Source organism: Adhaeribacter aerolatus, from assembly GCF_007991635.1.
In the GTDB taxonomy this organism is placed as follows: Bacteria; Bacteroidota; Bacteroidia; order Cytophagales; family Hymenobacteraceae; genus Adhaeribacter; species Adhaeribacter aerolatus.
Genome location: NZ_BJYS01000001.1, coordinates 117,535 through 142,122 on the forward strand (window position 1 = coordinate 117,535; position 24,588 = coordinate 142,122).

14 protein-coding genes and 3 tRNA genes are annotated in these 24,588 nt (G+C 45.5%); 6 read left to right on the forward strand and 11 right to left on the reverse strand.

Features of this window, described 5'->3' with window-relative positions:
- Positions 1–77: 77 nt before the first annotated feature.
- From tuf to AAE02nite_RS00610, 4 genes are all read right to left on the reverse strand, one after another.
- Positions 78–1,265: an elongation factor Tu gene (gene tuf / locus AAE02nite_RS00595; protein ID WP_146894498.1), complete on the reverse strand. Its 1,188-nt coding sequence runs from the start codon at positions 1,263–1,265 to the stop codon at positions 78–80.
- A 94-nt stretch (positions 1,266–1,359) separates the two neighbouring features.
- Positions 1,360–1,431 (reverse strand) — tRNA-Thr (locus tag AAE02nite_RS00600).
- A gap of 79 nt (positions 1,432–1,510) precedes the next feature.
- Positions 1,511–1,583: transfer RNA gene (locus AAE02nite_RS00605), tRNA-Gly, on the reverse strand.
- A 93-nt stretch (positions 1,584–1,676) separates the two neighbouring features.
- Positions 1,677–1,759, reverse strand: a tRNA-Tyr gene (locus tag AAE02nite_RS00610).
- A 527-nt stretch (positions 1,760–2,286) separates the two neighbouring features.
- Between AAE02nite_RS00610 and AAE02nite_RS00615 the strand changes: the two genes are divergently transcribed.
- The gene (locus tag AAE02nite_RS00615) at positions 2,287–3,681 is read left to right on the forward strand and encodes an APC family permease (RefSeq protein ID WP_146894499.1); all 1,395 of its coding nucleotides are present in this window, start codon (positions 2,287–2,289) and stop codon (positions 3,679–3,681) included.
- 137 nt (positions 3,682–3,818) lie between these two features.
- Entirely contained in the window at positions 3,819–4,367 is a 549-nt protein-coding gene (locus AAE02nite_RS00620; RefSeq protein WP_146894500.1) for a methyltransferase domain-containing protein, read from the forward strand.
- A 251-nt stretch (positions 4,368–4,618) separates the two neighbouring features.
- Here AAE02nite_RS00620 and AAE02nite_RS00625 read toward each other — a convergent pair whose 3' ends face one another.
- Positions 4,619–7,183, reverse strand: a complete 2,565-nt coding sequence (locus AAE02nite_RS00625) for a M1 family metallopeptidase (protein ID WP_146894501.1) — start codon at positions 7,181–7,183, stop codon at positions 4,619–4,621.
- 84 nt (positions 7,184–7,267) lie between these two features.
- Between AAE02nite_RS00625 and AAE02nite_RS00630 the strand changes: the two genes are divergently transcribed.
- From AAE02nite_RS00630 to frr, 3 genes are all read left to right on the forward strand, one after another.
- A complete protein-coding gene (locus tag AAE02nite_RS00630; protein WP_146894502.1) occupies positions 7,268–7,768 on the forward strand; it encodes an acyl-CoA carboxylase biotin carboxyl carrier protein subunit in 501 nt (166 codons plus the stop codon).
- Between the two features lie 131 nt (positions 7,769–7,899).
- Positions 7,900–8,607: a UMP kinase gene (gene pyrH, locus AAE02nite_RS00635; protein ID WP_146894503.1), complete on the forward strand. Its 708-nt coding sequence runs from the start codon at positions 7,900–7,902 to the stop codon at positions 8,605–8,607.
- A 186-nt stretch (positions 8,608–8,793) separates the two neighbouring features.
- Positions 8,794–9,357 (forward strand): ribosome recycling factor, encoded by a 564-nt coding sequence (gene frr / locus AAE02nite_RS00640; protein WP_146894504.1) that lies wholly within the window; start codon positions 8,794–8,796, stop codon positions 9,355–9,357.
- Positions 9,358–9,414: 57 nt separating this feature from the next.
- On the opposite strand, the gene AAE02nite_RS00645 is transcribed toward frr, so the two are convergent.
- On the reverse strand, positions 9,415–10,671 hold the full coding sequence (locus tag AAE02nite_RS00645; protein WP_146894505.1) for a PepSY-associated TM helix domain-containing protein: 1,257 nt from the start codon (positions 10,669–10,671) through the stop codon (positions 9,415–9,417).
- 129 nt (positions 10,672–10,800) lie between these two features.
- Positions 10,801–13,269, reverse strand: a complete 2,469-nt coding sequence (locus AAE02nite_RS00650; RefSeq protein WP_146894506.1) for a TonB-dependent receptor — start codon at positions 13,267–13,269, stop codon at positions 10,801–10,803.
- Between the two features lie 570 nt (positions 13,270–13,839).
- Here AAE02nite_RS00650 and AAE02nite_RS00655 point away from each other — a divergent pair.
- Positions 13,840–15,861, forward strand: coding sequence for an alpha amylase C-terminal domain-containing protein (locus AAE02nite_RS00655; RefSeq protein ID WP_146894507.1), 2,022 nt, complete (start codon positions 13,840–13,842; stop codon positions 15,859–15,861).
- A 60-nt stretch (positions 15,862–15,921) separates the two neighbouring features.
- On the opposite strand, the gene AAE02nite_RS00660 is transcribed toward AAE02nite_RS00655, so the two are convergent.
- The 4 genes from AAE02nite_RS00660 to AAE02nite_RS00675 all read right to left on the reverse strand — a co-directional run bounded on the left by AAE02nite_RS00660 (position 15,922) and on the right by AAE02nite_RS00675 (position 24,366).
- Positions 15,922–17,004, reverse strand: coding sequence for an SPL family radical SAM protein (locus AAE02nite_RS00660; RefSeq protein WP_146894508.1), 1,083 nt, complete (start codon positions 17,002–17,004; stop codon positions 15,922–15,924).
- Positions 17,005–17,693: 689 nt separating this feature from the next.
- Positions 17,694–18,911, reverse strand: a complete 1,218-nt coding sequence (locus tag AAE02nite_RS00665; protein ID WP_146894509.1) for a molybdopterin molybdotransferase MoeA — start codon at positions 18,909–18,911, stop codon at positions 17,694–17,696.
- Between the two features lie 124 nt (positions 18,912–19,035).
- A complete protein-coding gene (locus AAE02nite_RS00670; protein WP_146894510.1) occupies positions 19,036–20,493 on the reverse strand; it encodes a ferredoxin-like domain-containing protein in 1,458 nt (485 codons plus the stop codon).
- A gap of 348 nt (positions 20,494–20,841) precedes the next feature.
- The gene (locus AAE02nite_RS00675) at positions 20,842–24,366 is read right to left on the reverse strand and encodes a nitrate reductase (RefSeq protein ID WP_146894511.1); all 3,525 of its coding nucleotides are present in this window, start codon (positions 24,364–24,366) and stop codon (positions 20,842–20,844) included.
- Between the last annotated feature and the right edge of the window lie 222 nt (positions 24,367–24,588).

Here is a 24,588-nt window from a genome sequence, read left to right on the forward strand (position 1 = left end):
CAAATGTACTTATTTTATTTAGATAAACAAAATCCGTCCCGGAAATTACTCCCAGGACGGATTAAATTTATTTAAAATTAGTCTAAAATTTCAGTTACCTGACCAGCACCAACGGTACGGCCACCTTCCCGAATCGCAAAACGCAGACCTTTTTCCATTGCCACCTTGTTAATCAGCTCAACTGTAATGGTAATGTTGTCGCCTGGCATAACCATTTCTACACCTTCTGGTAAAGAAATAACACCAGTTACGTCGGTAGTACGCAGGTAGAACTGCGGACGGTAGTTGTTAAAGAATGGCGTGTGACGACCACCTTCTTCTTTAGACAGTACGTAAACCTCAGCTTTAAATTTCTGGTGCGGTGTTACAGAACCTGGCTTACAAATAACCATACCACGACGGATTTGGTCTTTGTCAATACCACGTAACAATAAACCTACGTTATCACCAGCTTCGCCTCTGTCTAATATTTTGCGGAACATTTCCACACCAGTTACAGTAGACTTCAGGCCTTCTGCACCCATACCTAAGATATCAACCTGCTCACCAGTGTTTACAACACCACGCTCAATACGGCCGGTAGCAACAGTACCACGACCAGTAATTGAGAATACGTCTTCCACCGGCATCAGGAATGGCAGGTCAGTTAAACGAGTTGGAATTGGAATCCAGCTGTCAACGGCATCCATTAATTCTTCAATGGTTTTTACCCATTTGGCATCGCCATTCAGACCACCCAGGGCAGAACCTTGGATAACCGGAATGTTATCGCCGTCGAAATCATAGAATGATAATAATTCACGGATTTCCATTTCAACCAATTCTAACAATTCAGGGTCATCTACCATGTCCACTTTGTTCATGAACACTACCAGCTGAGGTACACCTACCTGACGGGCTAACAGTATGTGCTCCCGGGTTTGTGGCATTGGACCATCAGTAGCGGCAACTACCAGGATAGCACCGTCCATCTGAGCAGCACCTGTAACCATGTTTTTCACGTAGTCAGCGTGACCTGGGCAGTCAACGTGCGCGTAGTGACGGTTAGCAGTAGCATACTCTACGTGTGATGTATTGATAGTAATACCACGTTCTTTTTCTTCAGGAGCATTGTCAATTGAAGAGAAATCTCTTTTCTGGGCAAGACCTTTGTTCGCTAGAACCTGAGTAATAGCAGCAGTCAAAGTTGTTTTGCCATGGTCAACGTGACCGATAGTACCGATGTTTACGTGCGGTTTGGAGCGATCAAAATTTTCTTTAGCCATTTTATTAGAATTGTTGAATTGTTAATTTTTCGTTTAAACCTCTAACACAAAAAAAGCATAGGCAATCTGCCCTGCTTTTATCCAGTTAAGTTTGAGCCAACGATGGGAATTGAACCCACGACCCCTTCCTTACCAAGGAAGTACTCTACCCCTGAGCTACGTCGGCTTTTTAGTTATTAGTAATTAGATATTAGTGGTTAGTAAAAAACTAGATACTATTAACTAAGTACTCCTTACTTTTCTTGAGCGGGAGACGAGGTTCGAACCCGCGACCTACAGCTTGGAAGGCTGTCGCTCTACCAACTGAGCTACTCCCGCTTGTACTAATTAATGAGCGAATGTTTGGATTGTGAATGCCTGAATTTTATATTCACACATTAAACAAATCACACATTCACTCATTATTTGGTGTGGGGAGAGAAGGATTCGAACCTTCGAAAGATTACTCTAACGGAGTTACAGTCCGTCCCATTTGGCCACTCTGGAATCTCCCCAAACATAAGTAAAGTAAAAACTAAACTTAAGAACTACCCCCCGAAACCGCCGTTGTTTTACCAGTTGCCTTTCGTAAGGAGTTGCAAAATTAGAGGCTTTTTTTTCTTTGTCAAATATTTTAGTAAAAAAAATCTTTATTTGTTTTTGTTTACAGGTATATGTGGCTCTTTTATAACAGGTTACTTTTACAAAAAATCTATAATTATAAATTCCTTAAGTTTTTAACAGTATATTATTGAGTCAACTATTCTCCTGCTATTTCCCAATTTTATTTGTCCTTTTTCTTCAAATATTTAAGTAAATCATTGTTCCATTTTACGACCTAATTCGAATTTACACTTTAACTTACGCGTGCTGCTCCATTTTTACGCAATAATTATAATTATATCAATATTTTTTTACATCATTTTCCTTTAACCGCCGTAAGCTGATTAACTAGCGTTTTAGTAAATATCTCACCTACTTGAATTCAGTTGTAATTAGCCGAACCAGTATAATAGGGTAAAATTCAGATAAAAGATCAGTTATGTCAGAAACTCGCCCGGAAAAGGGAAATGCTTTTGATGAGGTTAATGCTAAGTTTGTAAGCCAACCTAAACCAATTCTAAGAATGGCTGATGCTATTTCTTTAATTGTTGGTATTGTTGTTGGTGCCGGTATTTTTCGCACGCCATCGCTGGTAGCTGCCAATACCAATTCTACCACCATGTTTTTAGCGGTATGGATTGTGGGCGGCATTATTTCGCTTATCGGGGCACTTTGTTATGCCGAGCTCACCACCACTTTTCCTAATACGGGTGGCGATTACCATTACATAACCAGAGCCTTCGGCCGGCGGCTGGGTTTTCTGTTTGCATGGGCCCGCATGAGCGTTGTACAAACCGGCTCTATAGCGTTGCTGGCTTTTATTGTCGGCGATTACCTGACTCAGATTTATAGCTTGGGCGCATTTTCTTCTGTTATTTACGCGGCATTAGTGGTTATCTCGCTTACAGGTATCAATATTATTGGCGTTAGATTTGGGACCAGCACGCAAAAGCTTTTAACTATGGTAGAGGTTTCGGGGATATTATTGATTACCCTGGCTGGCTTTCTTTTCACCCCAACCGCTAGTATTACCAGTACAGTTGCCGAAGCTTCTGTAACCCACAGCTCTTTAGGAATGGCTATGGTTTTTGTTCTGCTTACTTTCGGTGGCTGGAACGAAGCGGCCTATATATCTGCCGAACTGCGCTCAGGGCGTAGGGGCATGGCAAAGGCCTTAATTTTTGGTATAGTTATTATTACCCTTATTTATTTGCTTATTAACTTATCTTACCTGAAGGTGCTGGGGCTAAGTGGTATGGCAAAATCAGAGGCCGTTGCCGGCGATTTAATGCAGGTTGCTTTTGGTGAAGGAGGCATGGTGCTAATCGGAATTTTGGTAGCTATTTCGGCTTTGACCTCGGCAAACGCCACTATTTTTACGGGCGCTCGCACCAATTACGCCTTAGGTAAAGATTTCTCAGTTTTCAGAGTGCTTGGCAAATGGAATGCGCAGGCCAATTCACCGATAAATGCTTTGGTGGTACAGGGATTAATTTCGCTGGCGCTATTAGGCCTGGGATTATTCACCCGCCAAGGATTTGAAACCATTATTGATTATACGGCCCCGGTTTTCTGGTTTTTCTTTTTGCTGGTAGGAATTGCTGTTTTTGTTCTACGCCGCAAAGAACCAAACCGGGAACGGCCCTTCCGGGTACCTTTATATCCGCTTACCCCCCTTATTTTCTGCCTGACCAGTGCGTACCTGTTATATTCCAGTTTGGTTTATACCGGTTTAGGCGCCTTGGTGGGCATTGGGGTATTGATGGCCGGCCTGCTCTTGCTGCTGGCTTTACCAGTAATCGAAAAGTCTGCGCTGGCCAACCAGAAAGGTTAAGATTACAAATCCACTAAGAGGAAAAGATTCTCATTCTGTTCTGGGCACCTGATTTATATAAATTTAGTAATTAGCTTTCTGCAATTAGCTTATTAAATGTGTGGATTTACAAGTTTTTAACAATTAATGGTAAAAAGATGAAAACATTAACCAAATTACTCTCTATTGTTTTCCTTACTGTCTGGGTTACCACTTTTGCGTTGGCTCAGGAAACTGCCACCCGTACGCCGGATGTGCCTTACGTGCCAACCCGGCAGACCGTAGTTGACGCAATGCTTAAACTGGCAAAAGTTACCAAAAACGATGTGGTTTACGATTTGGGTTGCGGCGACGGACGCATTGTAATTACAGCGGCCAAGCAATATGGAGCCACCGGCACCGGTATTGATATTAACCCGGAACGCATTAAAGAAGCAAACCAAAACGCCCAGGTTGCTAAAGTAACCGACAAGGTAAAATTTGAACAAGCCGATTTATTCGAAACAGATTTTAGCAAAGCATCGGTGGTAACACTGTATCTATTGCCATCGGTAAACTTAAAGCTCCGTCCTATTTTGCAGAAGCAGCTAAAGCCGGGCTCCCGGATTGTTTCGCACGCTTTTGATATGGGCGATTGGCAACCAGACCAAAAAATAGAGGTTGATGGCTCTACCATTTACTTCTGGACGGTACCTGCTAAAAAATAAAACAGCTTCCAGCCTTCTCTGGTGACATAAGTTGTAATTTAAAGGATAATATCCCAGCACTATAAACATGCTTATAGTGCTAGGCTATTATTTAGCCGGATTCTGGTAATATGCCAGCTTGGAACAATGGTGTTAATTTATTAAATAGAGCTCTTATATTCCTGGAGAGTAGCAGCTATTTAATTACAGCATATAGCTGTTTAACCTAAACAGTATCAACACCCTATTGGGTATGGTGTTAAATCTAAAACTTAATAAGTAATATTTTCATAAATATCTATCAGCTTCGGGTCTTTTTCTTTGGCTTTTATGTCCTGCTTCAAGGCTTTCATTTCGGGTGAGTCGGAGGCCAGCGTAAGGGCCTGGTAAGCGCCTAACCGCACGTAGTAAGTTTCGTGGTGGCGGGCAATATTTTCCAGCTTAGCAATCGCTTTCTTTTGTTCGGCCGGCGATACTTTCATTAGATAGCCGCCAAAATTCTGCAGAAAGAAAAACATATCTTCGCCCCGCATTTTATCTAAAGTACTCAGGTACCAATCGTATTTTTCCGGACCGCCAAAATAAGCGTAATAGCCCGATAGCGCCCGCATTACTTTCCGGGAATCTTCTTTCTCCAGAGGCGAAAGGCGCGGAACCAAGTTACCCACTTTAGCCGCTACCAAACCATCTATAGCCGCCGCTACTACCGCATAAGAACTATCGGTTAAAGCCTGGTTATAAATACTACTGTTGTCAGTTTTCTCTAAAGTAGCCAGCATGGTAAGCGCATCGGCGCGCACGGTACTTTTAGGGTCTTTTAAAGCTAATTGCTGCACCTGTTGTACCAGCACATTGTCAGAAGCAGTATATTTTTCTAAAGCCGATAAAGCATCGCTCCGGATTTGCCAGAATTCATGTTGCAGCGCTGCCTTAAAAACAGCCACTACTTTCGGGTCGTTTACTTTGGCTTTTAACTGCTGCAGCGCTTCTCTTTGGGGCACGTATTGCTTGGTATTACCAAACTGATAAATATATTCGGCATCGGTTTTCGGGTGCGTTACCTGGGCAAGCAATTGCTGTTCGCCATCAAACAACACCAGATCCGGCGCAGCTGGCAAATCAAAAGTAAAAGTTTGGTAAGCTTTATTTATGTCTACCGGGTAATCGGTGCGCTTGTTTTTACTCCAAACCGAAACTTTTAGCGGCAGGCGGTAAATAGGGGTATAGGCCGAGTCTTGTAATTGCTGCACGCCTACTGTTAGCTTGCCGTTCTGGTACGTATGCTGCACACTTAATTGCGGGTGCCCCGGCGACAGAAACCACTGATCGAAAAACCAGTTTAAATCTTCGCCGGTTACGTCTTCAAATGCCATCCGCAATTCGGCTACTTCCACGCTCGTAAACTTGTGGGTGGTTAAGTACTGATTCAGCGCCGTAAAAAAGGCATCATCGCCCACGTAGTTCCGCAGCATGTGCAGCACCCGGCCGCCTTTAGCATACGAGTGGCTGTCGAACATATCTTCTTTATCCTGATAATGGTACCGGATTAAAGGTTCCTGCTTGTTTTCCGCTTCGGCTAAATATTGCTCCAGTTCTTTCAGGCCCGATGCATCAGCCGCCATTTTACCGTTTTTGTGTTCTTCCCACAAATATTCGCTGTAGTTGGCAAACGCTTCGTTCAGCGGCAAATTAGCCCACGATTCCAGGGTTACTAAATCGCCGAACCACTGGTGAAACAACTCGTGGGCAATAATATAATCCCAATTGGCATCCAGCAGGCCCCGGCGGTTTACCTGTAGCTCTTCCATAAACACCGAAGCCGTAGTATTTTCCATGGCCCCCGATACAAAATCGCGTACCACTATCTGGGCATATTTATTCCACTGAAAATCCATGCCCAGCTTTTTACTGAAAAAATCGAGCATGGCGGGCGTATTTCCGAAAACGGCTTTGGCGGTATTCCGGTAAGCCGGCTCCACGTAATAATTTACTTCTTTATCGCGCCATTTATCGGGCACCACCGCAAACTCACCTACAGCCATCATAGCCAGATAGGGCGCATGGGGTTTATCCAGTTTCCAGTGGTCGGTGCGGGTATTATCCGAATTTTTCTTAGCGCTGATTAACTGTCCATTGGAAAGCGTGGTATACCGGGTATCGACCGTGATAAAAATTTCCTGGGTCATGCGCTGGTTGGGCTTATCGATGGTGGGCAGCCAGACAGAGTTGGCCTCGGTTTCGCCCTGGGTCCAGATTTGGCGCGACCGATTGGGGTCGGTGCCCAGCGGGTTAATAAAATATAAGCCTTTATCGGAGGTAATAGCGGCGCTGCCTTTTGCTTCCAGTTCGTTGGGTTTGGCGGTATATTTAATATAAACCTGGTAGGTATCGGTGCGGGTATACGTTTTATCCAGCGAAATATTCAGCCGGGCTTTGTCGTAGGTATATTTCAGATTCTTTTTGCTGCGGCCGGTAACCAGTTGTACCTGGTCAATGTCCATACCCTTGGCATCGAGCACCAAGGTTTGCTGCGGATAAAAATAAGGCTTCAGGGTAAGCGTGGCCTCGCCGTAAGCAAATTGCTTTTGCCAATCGAACCGGATCTCCAGCGAAGTATGAATTAAATCGTGCAACTGGCGGGCCGATGGATTATAAGCGCCTTTCTTAGTAGCCCAAACCGGCGCTCCATCGGGTATAGTATCGGGCTTTACCATTGTTTCTACGCCTAGTGGTGCAACCGGGGCAAGGCTGGCCGCCGGGGCTTTAGGCGTTTGACAACTGATAAACCACCCGGCCAGACCCAGGTAACCGACTAATCCGAAAAGCTTAAAATTCATAAAGGAAAGTTTTATATTTGCCGCCAATTTGGAAAATTACTTTTAGATTTAAGCTAACTTTAAACCCGAAAATAATTCCGCGGTATGCTACAGGTTTTAACTGCTAACGATAAAAAATGGCAGATTGATTTTAATAAATCCGAAATACTTGTAGATAACACTCCTTTTGCGTGGGATATTACAGTAATCCGGCCCGGCATTTTTCATATTATAAAAGATGCGGTTTCTTACAACGCCGAATTAGTGCAGGCCGATTACCAGAATAAAACCTTCGTTATCAGAATAAATGGCCATTTACACAGCCTCACGGTAAAAGACCGGTTCGATTTGCTGCTCGATAAAATGGGCATGACGCAGGCCAATGTTCACAAAATAAACGAAATAAAAGCTCCCATGCCCGGCCTGATTGTGGCTATTAAAGTAGAAGCAGAACAGGAAGTAAAAAAAGGCGATCCGTTGCTGGTGCTGGAGGCCATGAAAATGGAGAATATTTTAAAATCGCCGGGCGATGGTGTGGTGAAAGCCATAAAAGTTAACCTGCGCGACAATGTGGAGAAAAACCAGGTGCTAATTCTGTTTAAGTAAAAAAGAGCGGAAAATATTGCTGATTGGCGCTTCCGACGTACCTGCCAATAAGCATTACTAAACCAAATAGAATATTTAAAGTTTAAACAAGTCGGGATAAAAAAGAATAAACTAACAACTAATATAACAGCGTGAAATACAAACGGATTCTTTTAAAGCTCAGTGGTGAAGCCTTAATGGGCGACCAGCAATACGGCATCGACACCAACCGGCTCCTGCAGTACGCCGAAGATATTAAAGGAGTAGTAGAAAGCGGCGTAGAACTAGCCGTGGTTATTGGGGGCGGCAATATTTACCGGGGCTCGCAGGCCGAACACATGGGTTTAGATCGTGTGCAGGGCGATTACATGGGAATGCTGGCCACCGTTATAAACAGTATGGCGTTGCAAAGCGCTTTGGAAAAATCTGGCATCCACACCCGTTTGCTCTCAGGTATAAATATTCAGCAGGTGTGCGAACCTTACATCCGCCGGCGGGCCATGCGTCACTTAGAAAAGGGCCGGGTAGTTATTTTTGGCGCCGGCATTGGCAGTCCTTACTTTACCACCGATTCGGCTGCCAGCTTGCGCGCCATTGAAATTGAAGCCGATGTAGTACTAAAAGGTACCCGCGTAGATGGTATTTATTCGGCCGATCCGGAAAAAGATCCCACCGCCGTGCGCTACGAAAATATTACTTTCCAGGACGTGTTCGAGAAAAACCTGAACGTAATGGACATGACGGCCTTTACCTTATGCCGCGAAAACGAATTGCCGATAATTGTTTTTGACATGAACAAACGTGGTAACCTGCGGCGCGTAACCGACGGCGAAAGTGTAGGTACGCTGGTATCTGTTTAACCAATTCTTCTCAGGGTAATTAAGCTAATAACAATATTGGTTCGCCCTGAATCAGAGGATGTAATTTTTAGTCATTTTTCTTTTAGCATAAAATATTGTTTTTTTGAAAACAACTTGGCGCCAGATTAGTAATTAAAGCTATTGCCAACTAGCGCCACACTACCAGAAACGGACAACTAAATAAATATGGAAGAAGAAATTCAGTTTTATCTGAGCGAAGCCGAAGAATCGATGCAGAAAGCTTTGCAGCACACCAGCACAGAGCTAAGTAAAATCAGAGCGGGTAAAGCCTCCCCGGCCATGGTCAATGATATTCGGGTAGATTACTACGGTACCCCTACTCCATTATCGCAGGTAGCTAATGTTAGCACCCCCGACACCCGCACCATCTTTATTAAACCCTGGGAAAAAAATATGGTTGGGGAAATTAACAAAGCTATCAAAAACAGCGATTTAGGCATTCAGCCGTTGCAGGAAGCCGATGGCGTGCGCCTGAATATTCCGGCCCTGACCGAGCAACGCCGCCGCGACCTGGTAAAGCAGGCTAAATCGGAAGGTGAAAGCGGTAAAGTGCGGGTTCGTAATATCCGGAAAGATGTAAACGACTCGCTGCGGAAACTCCTGAAAGAAGGGGCGGCCGAAGACGCCGTGAAAGATGCCGAAGGGAAAGTTCAGAAACTGACCGACAGCTACATTGTAAAAGTAGATGAATTGCTTAGCAAGAAAGAATCAGAAATAATGACTATCTGATTTAATATTCAAGTATAATAAAAAAGCCTCCTGTTAAAGTAACAGGAGGCTTTTTTATTATACCCGAGCTGTGGTAGTACGAATCGGGGCTCTGAATTTTTGTTTCTTCTTCCGGTTTTTCTTCAATCGGTTCAGCCACAATATTACCCCGGTAACCGGGAAGGTTACGCCTAGCAAGCAAGTAATAAGGGCAACAATTTTAGAAGGCAGGCCAAAGATAGACCCGGTGTGGACCGGCTTAAACGTAGATCTTACGCGCTGCCCCAGGTTTTTGTCATCAAACTTTAAAGAGCCAATTACCTGTCCGCTATACTGGTCGATGTAATAATTATCGGTGGCAGATTCCTGCCGGCCCGGCTGGTGCACGTTAATGGCATAAATGCCCGCCGAATCTTTAGGCGCCGAAATATTATAAAAATCGCTGTTCTGAATGTGTTGGGTAGCGGTTTGCAGCACGGCATCTAAAGTTACCGGCGAAGCACCTACTATATATTCTGAAACCGGCGGCTCGGCTGGTTTCATATCCGAGTTGGTTACCTTGTAAATACCATCGTTAAACCACTTAAAAGACCAGGCTAAACCGGTAAAAGCAAAAATAAACAGGAAAATAGCCGAATAGAATCCGAGCACGATATGAAAATCGTGGTTCAGGCGTTTCCAGCCGCCATCTAGCTTAACTTTTAATCGTTGGGCCAATACTTTTTGGGTTTTAGGCCACCACAAAATAATACCGGTTAGCAAAATAAACAGAAATATAAAAGTAGATACGCCTACAATTAACTTACCAATGCCGTCCTGGCTGCCCAGCAGCCACCGGTGCAACGCGAACATGGTGTAGAAAAATGTTTCGCGGTAAGTATAGACCTCCTGCACATGCCCGGTATACGGGTTTACGAAAGCAGTATGGCTGGGCCGGCCACCACCGCTTTTCTTAGCTTCGCCTCCACCCGAACCGCCAGGCCCTTTTTTACCGGCTTCAGCTTTGTCTGCCTGGGCTTTTTCAGGGCCGTGGCCACCACCACCTTCGCCCTGTTTCTCCGGCATCATCAAACCCACTTCTACGGTACGGGCCGGATTGGTGTAAACTTTAACGGATGCTACTTTACCGGTCGGCACTTCCTGCTGTACACCTGTTACTAATTGCGCCAGTGGCAAAGGCTTTCCGGAGGGGGTTACATAATACCTATCGGGGTTAAAGGCTTCCTGCAGTTCTTTTTCGAACACCAGTACCGCCCCCGTAAAACAAACCACTGCTATTACCAGCCCCGCAGCCAGGCTCAGATACAAGTGAATAACCCGGAAAAACTTTTTCATGTGTGCCTTATTTATGCGTTATCAGGTTTAGAATTTAATATTTTTTTTGGAAAGTTTTTAAAAATCAATTTCCGGCGCTGCCTGAACATCGCCGGAAATCAGGTAATTTATTTAGTTATCTATTATAGTTTAAAATTTGTAAGAAAGCGTGGTTACCACCTGGCGCGGCGGTATTGGGTTTACACTATAGTTTTCGTGTACATAATAATTCAGCTCGTTGGTAATATTCGACAGCTTACCGATGAAGGACAGTTGTTTATAAGAATAACCCAAAGATAAATCGAAGGTAGTAAAGCCAGATACCGGAACCAGACGATAGTTCAGGGTTCTGGAAACTGAACCATCTTTTCCGTATTTTACCACGTGGGCGGTATTCCAGCCGGCATTCCGTTCGCCGGTATAAAAGCCAGATACACCTACTTTCAATCCTTTTAAAGCGGTATATGGCAGGGTATAAAACAGAGTGGCATTGGTGGTGTGGGCCGGATTACTAACCAACCGTTCTCCTTCCAGGTAGCTGCCATTTTCACCGGAAGTTTTGGTATAACGCATAAAGTTATAGCTGTAGCCGGCCAAAAAGTTTAATCCTTCCACAATAGAACCATTTACATCTACTTCTATCCCATCGCTGGTAGTTTGGCCGGTTAATTCTTTAATATTGGCATCTGTATTAATAGTTGTCCCATCGGCTAAAAATTGTGCCTGCTGGGCCAGGTTGTTGTTGATTACTTTATAAAAAGTCAGGTTTACCGATAATTTATCTTTCAGGAGATCATTTTTCACCCCCACTTCATATTGGTCGATAATTGATGCTTCCAGGTTTTGTTCGTACACATCTTTACCGGTGTTGGGCGTAAAATTATTAGAATAACTGGCAAAAAACGAGGTATTGGTGCGTGGCTGGTAAACTAAACCTACCCGGGGAGAAAAAGCCCGGTCGTAGCGCGTGGTAGCGGTGGTACTCTTGGTTACTTCATTGGAGGTAACATCGTAAATTTTAGCCACGGCTAATTTCTGGTACGACCAACGTAAACCGGCCAGTACTTTAAATTTATTCGAAAGGCTGATTAAATCCTGAATATAAGTACCAAAACGGTAAGTCGGCGTTTCGGTCCGGGACTTTATCGGGCTGACCGGCATATCGGTGCGGGCAATATATTTAGTAGGGTCCAGAATGTTAATGCTATCGTAAGCTGTTTTTAGGTTAAAGGTGTGGGTGGTGTTTAAATAGCTTTCGGCGTCGGTTCCTACCAAAAGGGTGTGGCTGATACTGCCGGTTTTAACCGTGCCGGTTAAGTTTACCTGCCCGGTGTAATAATCTTCGGCAATTTTAGAACGGGTTAAGTTCCGGCCCCAGTCTCCTCGTGCATTGGCCTGGATACGTTCCGTAGAAAAGTAGTCGCGGTTAAACAACTGGCGGGAACCCACAAAATTTAACTTCCAGTTTTGGTTCAGCTGGTGATTTACATTAACCGAAGCTGTGGTCTGCTCTACTTTATTATAAGCCCATGGCGTGTTAAAATAGGCGGAGCGCGAAATAGAAATGGGTATTTTACTAGCCAAAGTGCCGATACCAAAATCCGGGGTAAGATCATTTTTCAGGTAATCGCCTTGTACCAGAATTTCGGTTTTAGATCCTAATTTATACAACAAAGAAGGGTTTACATAAAAACGTTCCGATTCTACGCTGTTGCGGTAACTCTTGGCGGTTTCATAAGTTCCAATCAGCCGGAAAGCCAGGTTTTGGGTAATCGGGCCGTACACATCGGCAATAGGCTTGTATAAATTAAAGCTGCCGGCCCGCAGCGCTACCTCGCCTCCGTATTCAAATTTGGGCTGTTTGGTAACCATGTTTATTACCGCACCACCGCTTACGTTACCATAAAGCAAAGCCGCACTACCTTTTAATACTTCTACTCTTTCTAAAGTACTGGCTTCCGGAATTACGGCCGAGTTAGAACGGGCCCCGTTCTTAAAAATATTATTAGCGCCCAAATTATAACCCCGGGCAAAAAAGGTTTCTGATGTTGCACCGCGGGTAGTGCCTAGGGCCACGCCGTTTACGTTTTTAATTACATCACTTAATTTAGAGGCCTGCTGCTCCGAGATAATTTTATTATCAATCACGGCCATGCTCTGGGGCATATCCAGCGGGTTAATGGCTATTTTACCAATGGCAACCGGCTTTTTATTCATGCTTCTGGTTTCGGTTACCACTACTTCGTTCAACTGCTGAGAGCTGTGAGGTAAAACCAGGTCAATCTGGCTGGTTTGGCCCGCCTGTACGGTAACTTCTTTTTCCTGTGCCTCCAAGCCTACGTAAGTGGCAATTAAGGTATAGGTACCTGCCTTAATATTTCTAATCTGAAATTTACCGTCTTCGGTGGTAATACTTCCCTTAGTAGTACCTTTTAGCATCACGCTTACAAAACCAACCGGGCTATTATCGTTGGTTTTAACTTCGCCGGTTATGTTGCCGTTTTGGGAGTTCCCCTCAAGCAGGGCCAGGGTTTGGGATTTGGCAGATAGAATAGTAAAGAAGGAAATTAATATAGCAAAAATGAAGGTTGCACGGGAATTAGTATAGTTTAATCTCATAGTTTAACAGGATTGCGTTGGTTTACTATTTATCTTCTGAGGGCCTTTATTATTTAGAATCATTTTAAACAGCAGCAAAGGAAAACACTATTTAGAATTAATCCAAATAAAAATTTAATAAAAAATGAGGCTATCCAATACTGCTAAAATGAGGCTATCCAATACTGCTAATTTTAAGTGACTGAGATAATCACATTAACACTATTTAATACTTCTGAATAACAAGTATGTATAAAGCCGAAAAAAATTAATACCGCATATAGGCGCTGATGAATATCGCTTTAGGCTATTATGCGGCTGTTTGGCAGAAGTTTTAGCATTAAACCCGGGTGGCTGCTGGTTAATTTTAATTATGTTAAAGCGGTTAGTGGGGAGTTCCTAAGCTGCCTGTTGGTCTATTGGATAGATGTGTCTTGTACCTGATAAAGAATAAAAAGGGGAATTTTCAAATTATTCCGGGCTAACCAACCCTAAATTATATTACCGGCAACAGTCTTGTCCGGAAAAAAACTATCTTGTTCCGTAAATAATTCGTTTATTCAGGCAAGTTCTGTTACTATAGATTAAACTATGAAAAATATACCACCGGTGCTGCAATTGGTTAAGGACGATCCCTGGCTTACACCTTACGAGCCGGACTTGCTCGAACGGCAGCAAACGTACCAGCAGGTTAAAAGAAATATTGAACAGGAATATGGTTCGCTGGATTATTATGCCCAAGCCCATAAATATTTAGGTATTAATTACGACCCGGAGCAAAAAGGCTGGTGGTACCGCGAATGGGCTCCGGCCGCATATGCCTTATTCTTAATCGGCGATTTTAATAACTGGAACCGCGAATCGCATCCACTTTCGGTTAATGAACGGGGCATCTGGGAAATATTTTTGCCCGATGCCGAATACCAGGATACTTTTACGTCCGGTTCTTTGGTGAAAGTACATATAAAAGCGGCTAACGGCAATTTAGATCGTATTCCACCTTATATCCGGCGGACGGTACAAAACCCCGAAACATACGATTTTGCCGGACAAGTCTGGCAAATGGCCCCGTTTACCTGGCAGGACGAAAACTTTAACCCCGCTACTATAACTGAACCAATCATATACGAAGCCCATGTGGGCATGGCGCAGGAAAAAGAAGGTATTGGTACGTTCCTGGAATTTACCCAGAATGTGTTGCCCCGTATTCACGCCGTCGGTTACAACTGCATTCAGCTAATGGCCGTGATGGAGCACCCGTATTATGGTTCTTTTGGCTACCACGTTTCAAACTTCTTTGCCGTTTCGTCGCGGTTTGGTACGCCCGAAGAGTTAAAGCAACTGGTAAACGAAGCGCACAAGCTGGGCATTGCGGTTATTATGGATGTAGTGCACTCGCACGCCGTTAAAAACGTAGCCGAAGGTCTGGTAAATTTCGATGGTTCCGGCCACCAGTATTTTCACCCCGGCCCGCAGGGCTATCACCCGGCCTGGGATTCGCGCGTGTTCGACTACGGTAAAAAAGAAGTGCGGCAGTTTTTGCTTTCCAATATCCGCTACTGGCTGGAGGAGTTTCATTTCGACGGTTTCCGGTTCGATGGCGTCACTTCTATGCTGTACCAGCACCACGGCGAAGGCGTTTCTTTCGACCATTACGACCGTTATTTCCGGGCGGGGGTAGATAAACACGCTATAACCTATTTACAACTGGCCACCACCATGGTGCAGCAGATAAAACCAGGCGCACTCTGCATTGCCGAAGATATGAGCGGGATGCCCGGCTTGTGCCGTACCATTGCCGATGGCGGCATTGGTTTTGACTACCGCCTGGGCATGGGTATTCCGGATTACTGGATAAAACTGCTGAAACACCAGCGCGACGAAGACTGGAATATTTACGAAATGTGGGGGGTACTTACCAATCGGCGCTACAAAGAAAAAACGGTTGCCTACGCCGAATCGCACGACCAGGCCATGGTGGGCGATAAAACCTTAGCCTTCTGGCTGATGGATAAGGAGATGTACTTCCACATGAGCGTAGACGATCCGAACCTGGTGATTGACCGCGGACTGGCTATACACAAACTAATCCGGTTGTTTACTATTTCGCTCGGCGGCGAGGCTTACCTCAATTTTATGGGCAACGAGTTCGGTCACCCCGAGTGGATTGATTTTCCAAGGCAGGGCAATAACTGGAGCTACAAGTACGCCCGTCGGCAATGGAGTTTGGTTGATAACCCAAATTTGAAGTATAAATATTTCGCTGCTTTCGATCAGGCCATGACCCACGTTATCCGGAAATACAAAGTAGTTTCGGCGCCGGCTGCCTGGCAGCTAAACATGGACACCAGTAATAAAGTAGTAATATTTGAGCGCGGCGGCCTGATATTTATTTTTAATTTCAGCCCAACTAACTCTATTCCGGATTACAAACTCTGGGTGCCGGCCGCCGGTTCTTATCAGATAATTTTAAATTCGGATCGTCCGGAGTTTGGCGGCTTTAACCGCATTGCCGACGATATTTTATATCCTTCTTTCAGCGAAGACAAATCGAACAAACTCCGGTTATACATTACAAATCGCACCGCTTTGGTATTGAAGCGGCAGGAATAACCCGGAATAAATATTAAATAAAAAAGGAGATGCAGATTAAATGGCATCTCCTTTTTTATTTTAGGTCCAGTATAAAATGGGGGCCTGCGGAAAGCGCTGCTTTAGTTCGCTGTAAAAGAAGCTGCGCAGGGCTGCCATGGTTAAGGGTTTATACACAAACTTTTTCCCTCCGAATTTATTAAACTTCAAGACCCGGTTAGTTTCGTCAAAATCGATGCTGGTATTGGGGTACCATTCCTGCAAAATAGCCTTAGAACCCGGGGTAAATCGGTGGCTGATTAGCTCAAAGGTAATATCACAGGAAAAATCCAGGGTTTGTTCTAATTTATCCAGCAAATGGGTATACTGCTCTTCCCAGTCGGGTAGCGGCATAATGGGCGCAATTACCAAACCTACTTTATAGCCACCACCACCCAAAGCCCGCGGCAGAGCCATTTTGCGCACGGCCGCTAACCGGTCGTCTAACGAAGCGGTACCCCCTTCCATCCGCCGGGATACAAAATCGGTATTTAAACTGAAGCGGGGGCGCACCTGGTGTTTATGGTCGAGGTTAAGCAAACCATCTACCTGGCTGTACTTGGTAACCCACCGTAAATGCATATCCTTCTGCTCGCCAAAAAACCGGATAGTTTCGGCCAGGCTACGGGTTAAATGCTCAATGCCCAACGGGTCGGTATAACAACTGGCCTCAAAGGAAGTAACCTGCCCCGGCTTTTTGTAATGCGGCAAATTATTTAGGATAGTAGGCAAATTGGCGAAAACGCGGATAACCGGCGGGCCCTGCAAACTACCTGCTAAATAACAATACTGGCAGTGCGCCGGGCAACCTTCAGCCAAATGGAACTGGTAATCGGCAGAGGGCGGGATGGGTTGTAATTTTAGGGCACTCGCCGGGGCTGTAACAATAGCCAGAGTGTTTTTAGCAATGCGGTAAGTTTCCCGCTCATCTTCTCCTCTTAAATTTATCAACCGGTTTTGTTTGAGTTCCTGTACCGGCAAGCCTAATCTTTTTACCCGTTCATAAATTTGCTGGCCCCAGGGTTCTTCCAGGGCTGCTGGGGTTACTAATACCTGTTTAGGCATCCACAACTTGGCAGCACGCGGTTCAACAATATTATTTATACTTTCAGCAGTAGCAATCATGCGTTAGTTCTTGATTTCGAATATTCGATTAACCGCTCCGAACTGGCAAAAACCAGGAAGCCATGGTTATAAAATAAACAAAATACACCGCTGTATAATTCGAATTAAGCGGCTAACAAGCCTAAGTAATCGCATTGATTATCAGAAACTTAATATACTACTTAAAATAACTTAAATTAAATACCTGGTCAAAATTAAATCACACCCTAATCACCTACCCAGGACTCATTGTTTATGTCTTAATAATTAATTATTGAGAACCTAATAATTGCTGCTTACTTAAAATACCATTGATGCGAAGGCAAAATATCCCTAGCAGATACCATTTCAAAAATAGAAATTGATGTTGAAGCGTGGTTACTACCCAGGAAGTTTGGTTATAAGTAGTAGGAAAGGAAACGGTTCCTAACTTTATGAAGTAGGCAGGTGGCAGCAGCTAATAGAAGATAGAAGACAAGTGAACAGGCAATAAATTCTACATACCGCAGCTGGTCGGAAAAATGGCAGAAGTAATAGCTTCGTCTGGTGAATATAATATTATCATTCATGTCCCGGCTGCCATTATCAGAGCATGAGAAATGTCAAATATTTTGAGGTTCTAATTCCCGATGACACCAAAAAAGGCTTAAGCAAATTAGTAATAACAGATGAGGCTGGTGTTGGTTAAACGTTATCAAGTTTCACCAACCTCAGATTATGTTACGAAACCCGTAAAAAGAATAAACTTCGCCCGCTGAAAACGTACTTTGTTTTTGCGGCAATTCCAGAAAACCATCTGCCGAAAGTAGTGCGGCAAAATCACCGGAGCCACCAATATGGATTGGTTTAGCCGTAAGCATGCCGCTGGTACCAATGGCAACTTTCACCGGCAAAAAATAAGTCAGGTTGGGCCGAAAAACAGTTTCTTCCTGCAAAATGGCTTTGGGTACTAATGCAGCCGGCGCACCCAAACTAGCCCGTACCCACGGCCGGACGTATTTATAAAAACAAACAAATGTAGAAACCGGGTTGCCCGGCAACGCAAATACTATCGGACCATCCGGAACCCGGCCAAACCAGAAAGGCTTACCGGGGCGTTGCGCCACCTCATGAAAAAGCTTCTGTACGCCTAATTCTGCTAAAACTTCCGGAATAAAATCTGCTTTCCCTTTCGAAACACCACCGCTCAGTATTAATGCATCAAAACGAGATAACAGGGTTTTCAGCTCCGCGAATAAAGCGGCTTTATCGTCGCGCAGGTGAAAACGCTCTGCTTTTACGCCCTGCTCCTGCAAAGCGGCCTGCAACAGATAGCTGTTCGATTGCCGGATTTGGTGCGGCAGCGGCATTTCCGATACCTCCACCAGTTCGTCGCCGGTAGAAATGATGGCAATACGGGGAGGCTGGCTAACCTGTACGGTGGTTTTACCCACGGTTGCAATAACTGCTATTTCGGCGGGTGAAAGTAAAGTACCGGCTGGGATGAGTAAATCGGAAGCGCGGCGGTCGGAACCGCATTGGTGAACATTCTGCATCCGGCCTTTCGGCGCCGCAAAAATATGGGCGTACCGGATGCCATTCCGCTCAAATATTTTTAAATCTTCGTACCGGATTACCGTATCGGTGTTACCGGGTAAAATGGCACCGGTCATTACTTCCAGGCAATTATCCGCCTGTTGTAAGGTTTGGGCAGGCGCTCCGGCTAACTGCACCCCTTCAATCCGGAAAGTATCTTCACCGGTCTGAAAACTGGCAAACCGGATAGCAATACCATCCATACTCACCCGATGAAACGGCGGAAAATCGCGATCGGCCGAAATCGGCTCTCTTAAAACTGCTCCATTGGCCTCGGTTAAAGCAACTTCAGTAATGGGTAAGGTTAAAATATTTTCTCCAATTAATCGGACGGCTTCGGTAACGGTTATCATATCTTGGAAACGGAAGCCAAACCTACAAATTTTATTTCGGCTGGAAAAAGCCTTATTCCAGCCGGTTATTAATATTTTTCGCTTCTAATAAGTTTAGCTAAGATTATTTTCACCAACAATAACTTTAAGCAGCTATTTCACTTTCATTGGCCGGCATCAGCTTAAACGCACTTTTGGGCGCCTCACAAAGCGGACAGGTATAATCGGCTGGTAAATCCGGGAAAGGTACGCCGGGCAAAATATTGCCATCGCCAAAAGCCGGGTCATAAACGGTGAGGCAATCCGGACATTGGTGCAAGTTTGGCTGCGGTTTACTTTCAGCAATTGGTTTATTTACTTTTACTTCGGGCTCGTAGTTTAGCTGTTCATAGTACAAACAGCTTAATTCCATCAGCAAAGGCGCCAAATCTTCTTTCAACACATCTTTCGCAAACGTAATGTACTTCCGTTTATTCGGGTTAAAGTCCTGGCAATACAGTACATTGTAAGTATCGAGTAACTCGTACTTATCGGCGTACTGCGAAACCGGGTTCTTCTCGATAACAATCGCCGTAAATAATACCATCGGCACGGTTTTAACGGCAAAGGTTAAGCCTTCGGTACTGATATCGTTCTGGTCGAAGGTTCGGACCAAGTAACGCTTTAATTGTAAGGCTTCTTCGTCGAGAACCGGTAAGTGCCAGTTGAGTTCCAGCGACGAGTGCCGCATGTTGATACCATATTTACCCAGCAGCTTTTCGTATTTAATTTTATCTTTCTCCGAAATCCCCTTGATGATAAATGACTTCCAGGTGGTAAGGCTGATTTTACCAATATTGGTTTCGACGCATAAATCGCAGAGTGCTTTTAAGAATTTAATGGTGTAGCAGTTGTTGCGCCAGTAAAGCCCCAGCCAATATTTATCGCCGGCCATTTTGTTCATCCCCTCGTACGAAGGGAACGGCGTTTTAGAGAGTTCTAACCCACCATCTAACGGCCGGTTGTTCGCTTTCATGCGGGCGTTGGTTTGGGAAAATAATTCGTTAACGGGCAAATTCGGCTTTTCTAAATATACTTCTTCCAACGCCTTCACGGTTCGGACCACATCAAAAGTAAACACCAGGGCCGGCCATAGCACCAGTTCCTCCCCCAGTTCAGGCAAACTCAGGTAGAGATACCAGTAATTATCCTGTTTAGAAGCAACAAAGTTCAGGTTACCGGTAAACAAGGGTACCAGGGTCTGGCGCGGATCGGCAATATTTATTTTAAGCTTGGTACGGTACTGTTCAAAATCGTCGAGAATGTAGAGGTAGGTATCGGAATGCAGCCAACTGGTATTGGGCAGCATATCGGCGGCCACGTATGAGCTCACTATGTTCTGGTAATTATTGCCGTCGAAGTCGTACTCAGTCCGGATAGCCTGGAAGGTATGGTCAAGGATAGTTTTGCTGCGGATATTTACCGGGAATAATATATCCTGCCGAGAACCGAAATGAATGGTCTCGTTGCCAAAGTCTTCGGCGGTTTCCAGAATTTTTTTCATGTCGCCGGGAGATACTACCCCACCTCTCGCGAATACCCGGATTAAGTCATTCTTCTCCATACCGTTTAAAATTTATACTTACTGCTACTTACTGCACTTATTACTGGCGCGAGGCTCCGCCTCATGTCTTTTATTTATCAGGCCTCTGGCCGATAATGAGTTAATTATTTACTAGCGGCCAGAGGCCGGAAGGAAGTCGTCACGAGCGAGACGCTCGCGACAGCAAACGTTTTGTAATTTTCTGGCTTATAGCCACCAGTTTTTTCCCTTCCGCCCTCCGGACACCTTTCCTAAAACAGGGAAGGAGTTGCGACTAATGCTTTAGATGGGCCTAAGTTTTGCATCAGCCGCAGTTCCCCGCCTATTTTAGGAGGGGTTAGGGGTGGTAAAATAATTATACCCAATTATTTAAACTGCTACCTGCTCTACTTCCTGTAGCTTTTCCAAAATATTCTTTACTTCTGGTTTGCAGCTACCGCAGCCCATACCGGCGCCCGATTGCTGGCAGAGCTGGCGGAATTCGGTGCAGCCACCTTTTATCATATTCGTGAGGTTACCTTCGCCTACGTTGTTGCAGGAGCAAACCAGTTTACCCAATACCGGGGCGGCTGCTTTGCCCGAGCGCAGCAATTCCATCCGCTTATCAGATAACTCCAGTTTATTCTCAATGAGGGTTTTAAACTCGGCAAACTCACTTTTATCGCCCATCAAAATGGCTCCTACCAGGCGATCCTGGTGAATAATACATTTCTTGTAGTAACGATTGGCCTTGTCGGTGAATATTACTTCTTCGTACTCCGGGTTATTATCCGGAGCTTCTACCATCCCCAATGAGCACAAATCCTGGCCCGATAATTTGAGAATATTCATGAAGATGGAACCGGAATAATAGCTACTCTGGTCGCCGGTCAAAAAACGGGCGGCTACATCGGCTTGGGCTTCTGCGGCCATGGTAATACCGTTTACTATGCCGTTAAATTCGGCGACCTCGCCCATGGCAAAAATATCCTGGTCGCTGGTTTGCAGGTATTCGTTAACCACCACGCCTCTGCCGCACTGGAGCTTGGCCTCCAGGGCTAATTCCATATTGGGTCGGGTACCGATGGCATAAACGGCGGCATTACAGGTTATGGTTTTACCACTTTTTAGATTTACCACCAAACCAGGCTCATTTTTGTTCGGAAATACGGTTTGTACCTGGTCGTTAAAATATACCTGAATACCCAATTCCTCTACATATTCCCGGAGCAAATCGCCGGAAATCTGGTCGAGTTGCCGCTCCATCAGGCGGGAGCTTAACTGCACAATGGTCACGTTAATGTCTATTTCGCGCAGCGAAGCCGCTAATTCCAGCCCCAGCAAACCACCCCCTACGATTACCACGTGGCCTTCGTAGTTCAGGAAAGTCTTCAGGCGGTCGGCATCGCCACGGTTACGCATAGTAAAGATGCCCGGCAAATCCATGGGTACATCTTTGGGTACAAAAGCCCGGCTGCCGGTAGCAATAATTAATTTATCGTAAGAATGTACCTGGTCTCTGGTATCCGTAACCGTTTTGTTTTCGCGGTTTATGGCGGCGATACCAGTAGCCTGATGTAGATGCACATCCAGTTTGGCCAGTTCGCCGGCTTTAAATTTTTCGAGCTGCTCCCAGTTTAGGTGGCCATTTAAATACTCCGGCAATAACACCCGGTTGTAAAACGGATATTCTTCCTGCGAAAACACGTGAATTTCATCGCGCCGGTTTTTCTCGCGGTAGGTATTAATTAAGCGGTAGGCGGCCGCTCCCGCCCCGATTACCACTATCTTCTCGAAAGGCTTTTCGTACTTCTGTACCTGTACTGCCGAGTATTTAAAATCCGGTTCTTTTGATTTCGGGTCTACTAAATTATTGGTGAGGTTATTCGTCCGCCCAAAGTCACGGTTTAATATTTTACCCCAGTGCATCGGCAGGAAAACCACACCGGTTTTGATATCGGTGGTTAACACGGCATTTACACAAACCTTTCCGCGCGCACTATTAATTTCTATCGTATCGCCATCGTTAATGCCGCGCAGGGCCGCATCAATCGGGTTTATTTCGATAAAAGGTTTGCTCAGGTGCTGGTTTAGTTTGTTTACCTTGCCGGTTTTGGTCATGGTATGCCACTGGTCGCGGATACGGCCTGTGGTGAGCACCAACGGAAACTCCCCGGTTAATGGCTCGGATTGGTTAACCACACTGGCGGGGGTATGGATTTGGGCCCGCTGGTTAGGCGTATAAAACTTTTTATCCTGAAACAACCGGGGCGTTCCAGCATTGCCGCTGACGGGCACCGGCCATTGTATGGTTTGCTTTTCTATTAAATCAGCATAGTTTAAGCCGCTCACATCAATATTGGTGCCTTTGGTTAAGCCGGCATGCTCTTCGTAAATTTCGCCTACACTATTGTAATCAAAGCCCGGGAACTGCATCTTCTGAGCGAAGCGGCACAAAATTTCTACATCCGGCAGGGCTTCACCGGGTGGCGGCAATACGGCATTCAGGTAGCTGATGCGACGCTCTGAGTTGGTCATGGTGCCTTCTTTTTCGAGCCAACCGGCGGCCGGTAATACTAAATCGGCGTATTGCAAAGTATCGGAACGGCCCGAAATATCCTGCACCACCACAAAACGCGCTTTCTTTAATGCTTCTTCTATCATGCCGGCATCCGGCATACTCACCAGGGGGTTGGTGCAAATAATCCAGACGGCTTTTACCTTGTCGTCGCGCAGACCTTCGAATAATTGGGTAGCGGTCAGGCCGGGCTGCGCTGGCACACTCGGTACGCCCCAGTAATCCGCTACTTCCTGCCGGTGCACCGGGTTGGCTAAATCGCGGTGCGCCGAAAGCAGGTTGGCCATTCCTCCCACTTCGCGACCACCCATGGCATTGGGCTGACCGGTTAAGGAAAAAGGGCCAGCACCGGGCTTGCCAATTTGCCCGGTAATGAGGGATAAATTTAATAAAGCTAAATTTTTATCAACCCCAATTACGCTCTGGTTCAGCCCCATGGCCCACATAGAAATGAAACCTTTGGCCTGGCCAATGTAGGTAGCTGCTATCTTGATATCGGCTACGGAAACATCGCAGATAACCGCCGCTTCTTCCAGCGAGGTTTGCAGCACAAACTCCCGGAAAGTTGCGAATCCATCGGTGTGCTGCGCCAGGAAGGCATCATCAATTAAATTTTCTTCTATCAGGTGCCGGGCGATGGCGTGATATAATACAATATCGGTACCGGGATTTATTTGTAGGTGTAAATCGGCCAGGGCGCAGGTTTGCGTGCGGCGGGGGTCTACCACCACAATCTTTACATCCGGGTTTTCTTCTTTGTGTTTTTCGATGCGCCGGAATACAATGGGATGACACCAGGCCGGATTGGCACCGGCAATTAAAAAGCAATCAGCTAATTCGATATCGTCGTAGCAGGTGGGTACAGCATCTTCGCCGAGGGTCATTTTATAGCCTACTACTGCCGAACTCATGCACAGCCGGGAGTTGGTATCGATGTTATTCGTACCCAGAAAGCCTTTTGCTAGTTTATTGGCAACATAATATTCCTCGGTTAAGCACTGACCCGAAATATAAAAGCCGACCGAATCCGGGCCATATTTAGAAATAATAGATTTGAAAACGGCAGCGGCCCGGTCTAAAGCGGTATCCCAGCTTACCCGTTGCCGCGGCTGGTTTTTAGCCCAGCGCATTTCGGGGTACAGCAGGCGGTCGGAGTAATCGGAGGCGACGTAATGCAGGTTTAGGCCTTTGGAGCAAAGCATGCCTTTGTTGGTGGGGTGCTCGGGATCACCTTCCACACGGATTTTACCTTTGGCATCCTGCTGCACGATTATGCCGCACCCTACTCCGCAGTAAGAACACGTGGTTTTAAAGCTTTTTTCTTTGCCTTTTTTCATTTTGGTCTTAAGCTTTTTTAGCTGGTTAAGGCTACTATTTTATTTGGTTGTTATTTTTTGAAAGATTGCATCTTTCAATGTGAAGGTGCTAACTGGCTGCCTCTTCCTAAGTTGCCTCCCGGCCGGCGGGCCCCGTTTGGTCATTCGGGCTGTTAAGCCTTCCTTTGCTCGTACCTCGCAATGCCTCCTCCGTCGGCACCGGAACTCTTAAAGGCCCTCATC

Excerpts from the sequence above, each read along its gene's own strand:
- AAE02nite_RS00655 (WP_146894507.1), top strand. The coding sequence starts at position 13,840 with ATGAAAAATATACCACCGGTGCTGCAATTGGTTAAGGACGATCCCTGG.
- AAE02nite_RS00660 (WP_146894508.1), bottom strand. The coding sequence starts at position 17,004 with ATGATTGCTACTGCTGAAAGTATAAATAATATTGTTGAACCGCGTGCT.
- AAE02nite_RS00665 (WP_146894509.1), bottom strand. The coding sequence starts at position 18,911 with ATGATAACCGTTACCGAAGCCGTCCGATTAATTGGAGAAAATATTTTA.
- frr (WP_146894504.1), top strand. The coding sequence starts at position 8,794 with ATGGAAGAAGAAATTCAGTTTTATCTGAGCGAAGCCGAAGAATCGATG.
- AAE02nite_RS00615 (WP_146894499.1), top strand. The coding sequence starts at position 2,287 with ATGTCAGAAACTCGCCCGGAAAAGGGAAATGCTTTTGATGAGGTTAAT.
- AAE02nite_RS00630 (WP_146894502.1), top strand. The coding sequence starts at position 7,268 with ATGCTACAGGTTTTAACTGCTAACGATAAAAAATGGCAGATTGATTTT.
- AAE02nite_RS00650 (WP_146894506.1), bottom strand. The coding sequence starts at position 13,269 with ATGAGATTAAACTATACTAATTCCCGTGCAACCTTCATTTTTGCTATA.
- tuf (WP_146894498.1), bottom strand. The coding sequence starts at position 1,265 with ATGGCTAAAGAAAATTTTGATCGCTCCAAACCGCACGTAAACATCGGT.
- AAE02nite_RS00670 (WP_146894510.1), bottom strand. The coding sequence starts at position 20,493 with ATGGAGAAGAATGACTTAATCCGGGTATTCGCGAGAGGTGGGGTAGTA.
- AAE02nite_RS00675 (WP_146894511.1), bottom strand. The coding sequence starts at position 24,366 with ATGAAAAAAGGCAAAGAAAAAAGCTTTAAAACCACGTGTTCTTACTGC.
- AAE02nite_RS00645 (WP_146894505.1), bottom strand. The coding sequence starts at position 10,671 with ATGAAAAAGTTTTTCCGGGTTATTCACTTGTATCTGAGCCTGGCTGCG.
- AAE02nite_RS00620 (WP_146894500.1), top strand. The coding sequence starts at position 3,819 with ATGAAAACATTAACCAAATTACTCTCTATTGTTTTCCTTACTGTCTGG.
- AAE02nite_RS00625 (WP_146894501.1), bottom strand. The coding sequence starts at position 7,183 with ATGAATTTTAAGCTTTTCGGATTAGTCGGTTACCTGGGTCTGGCCGGG.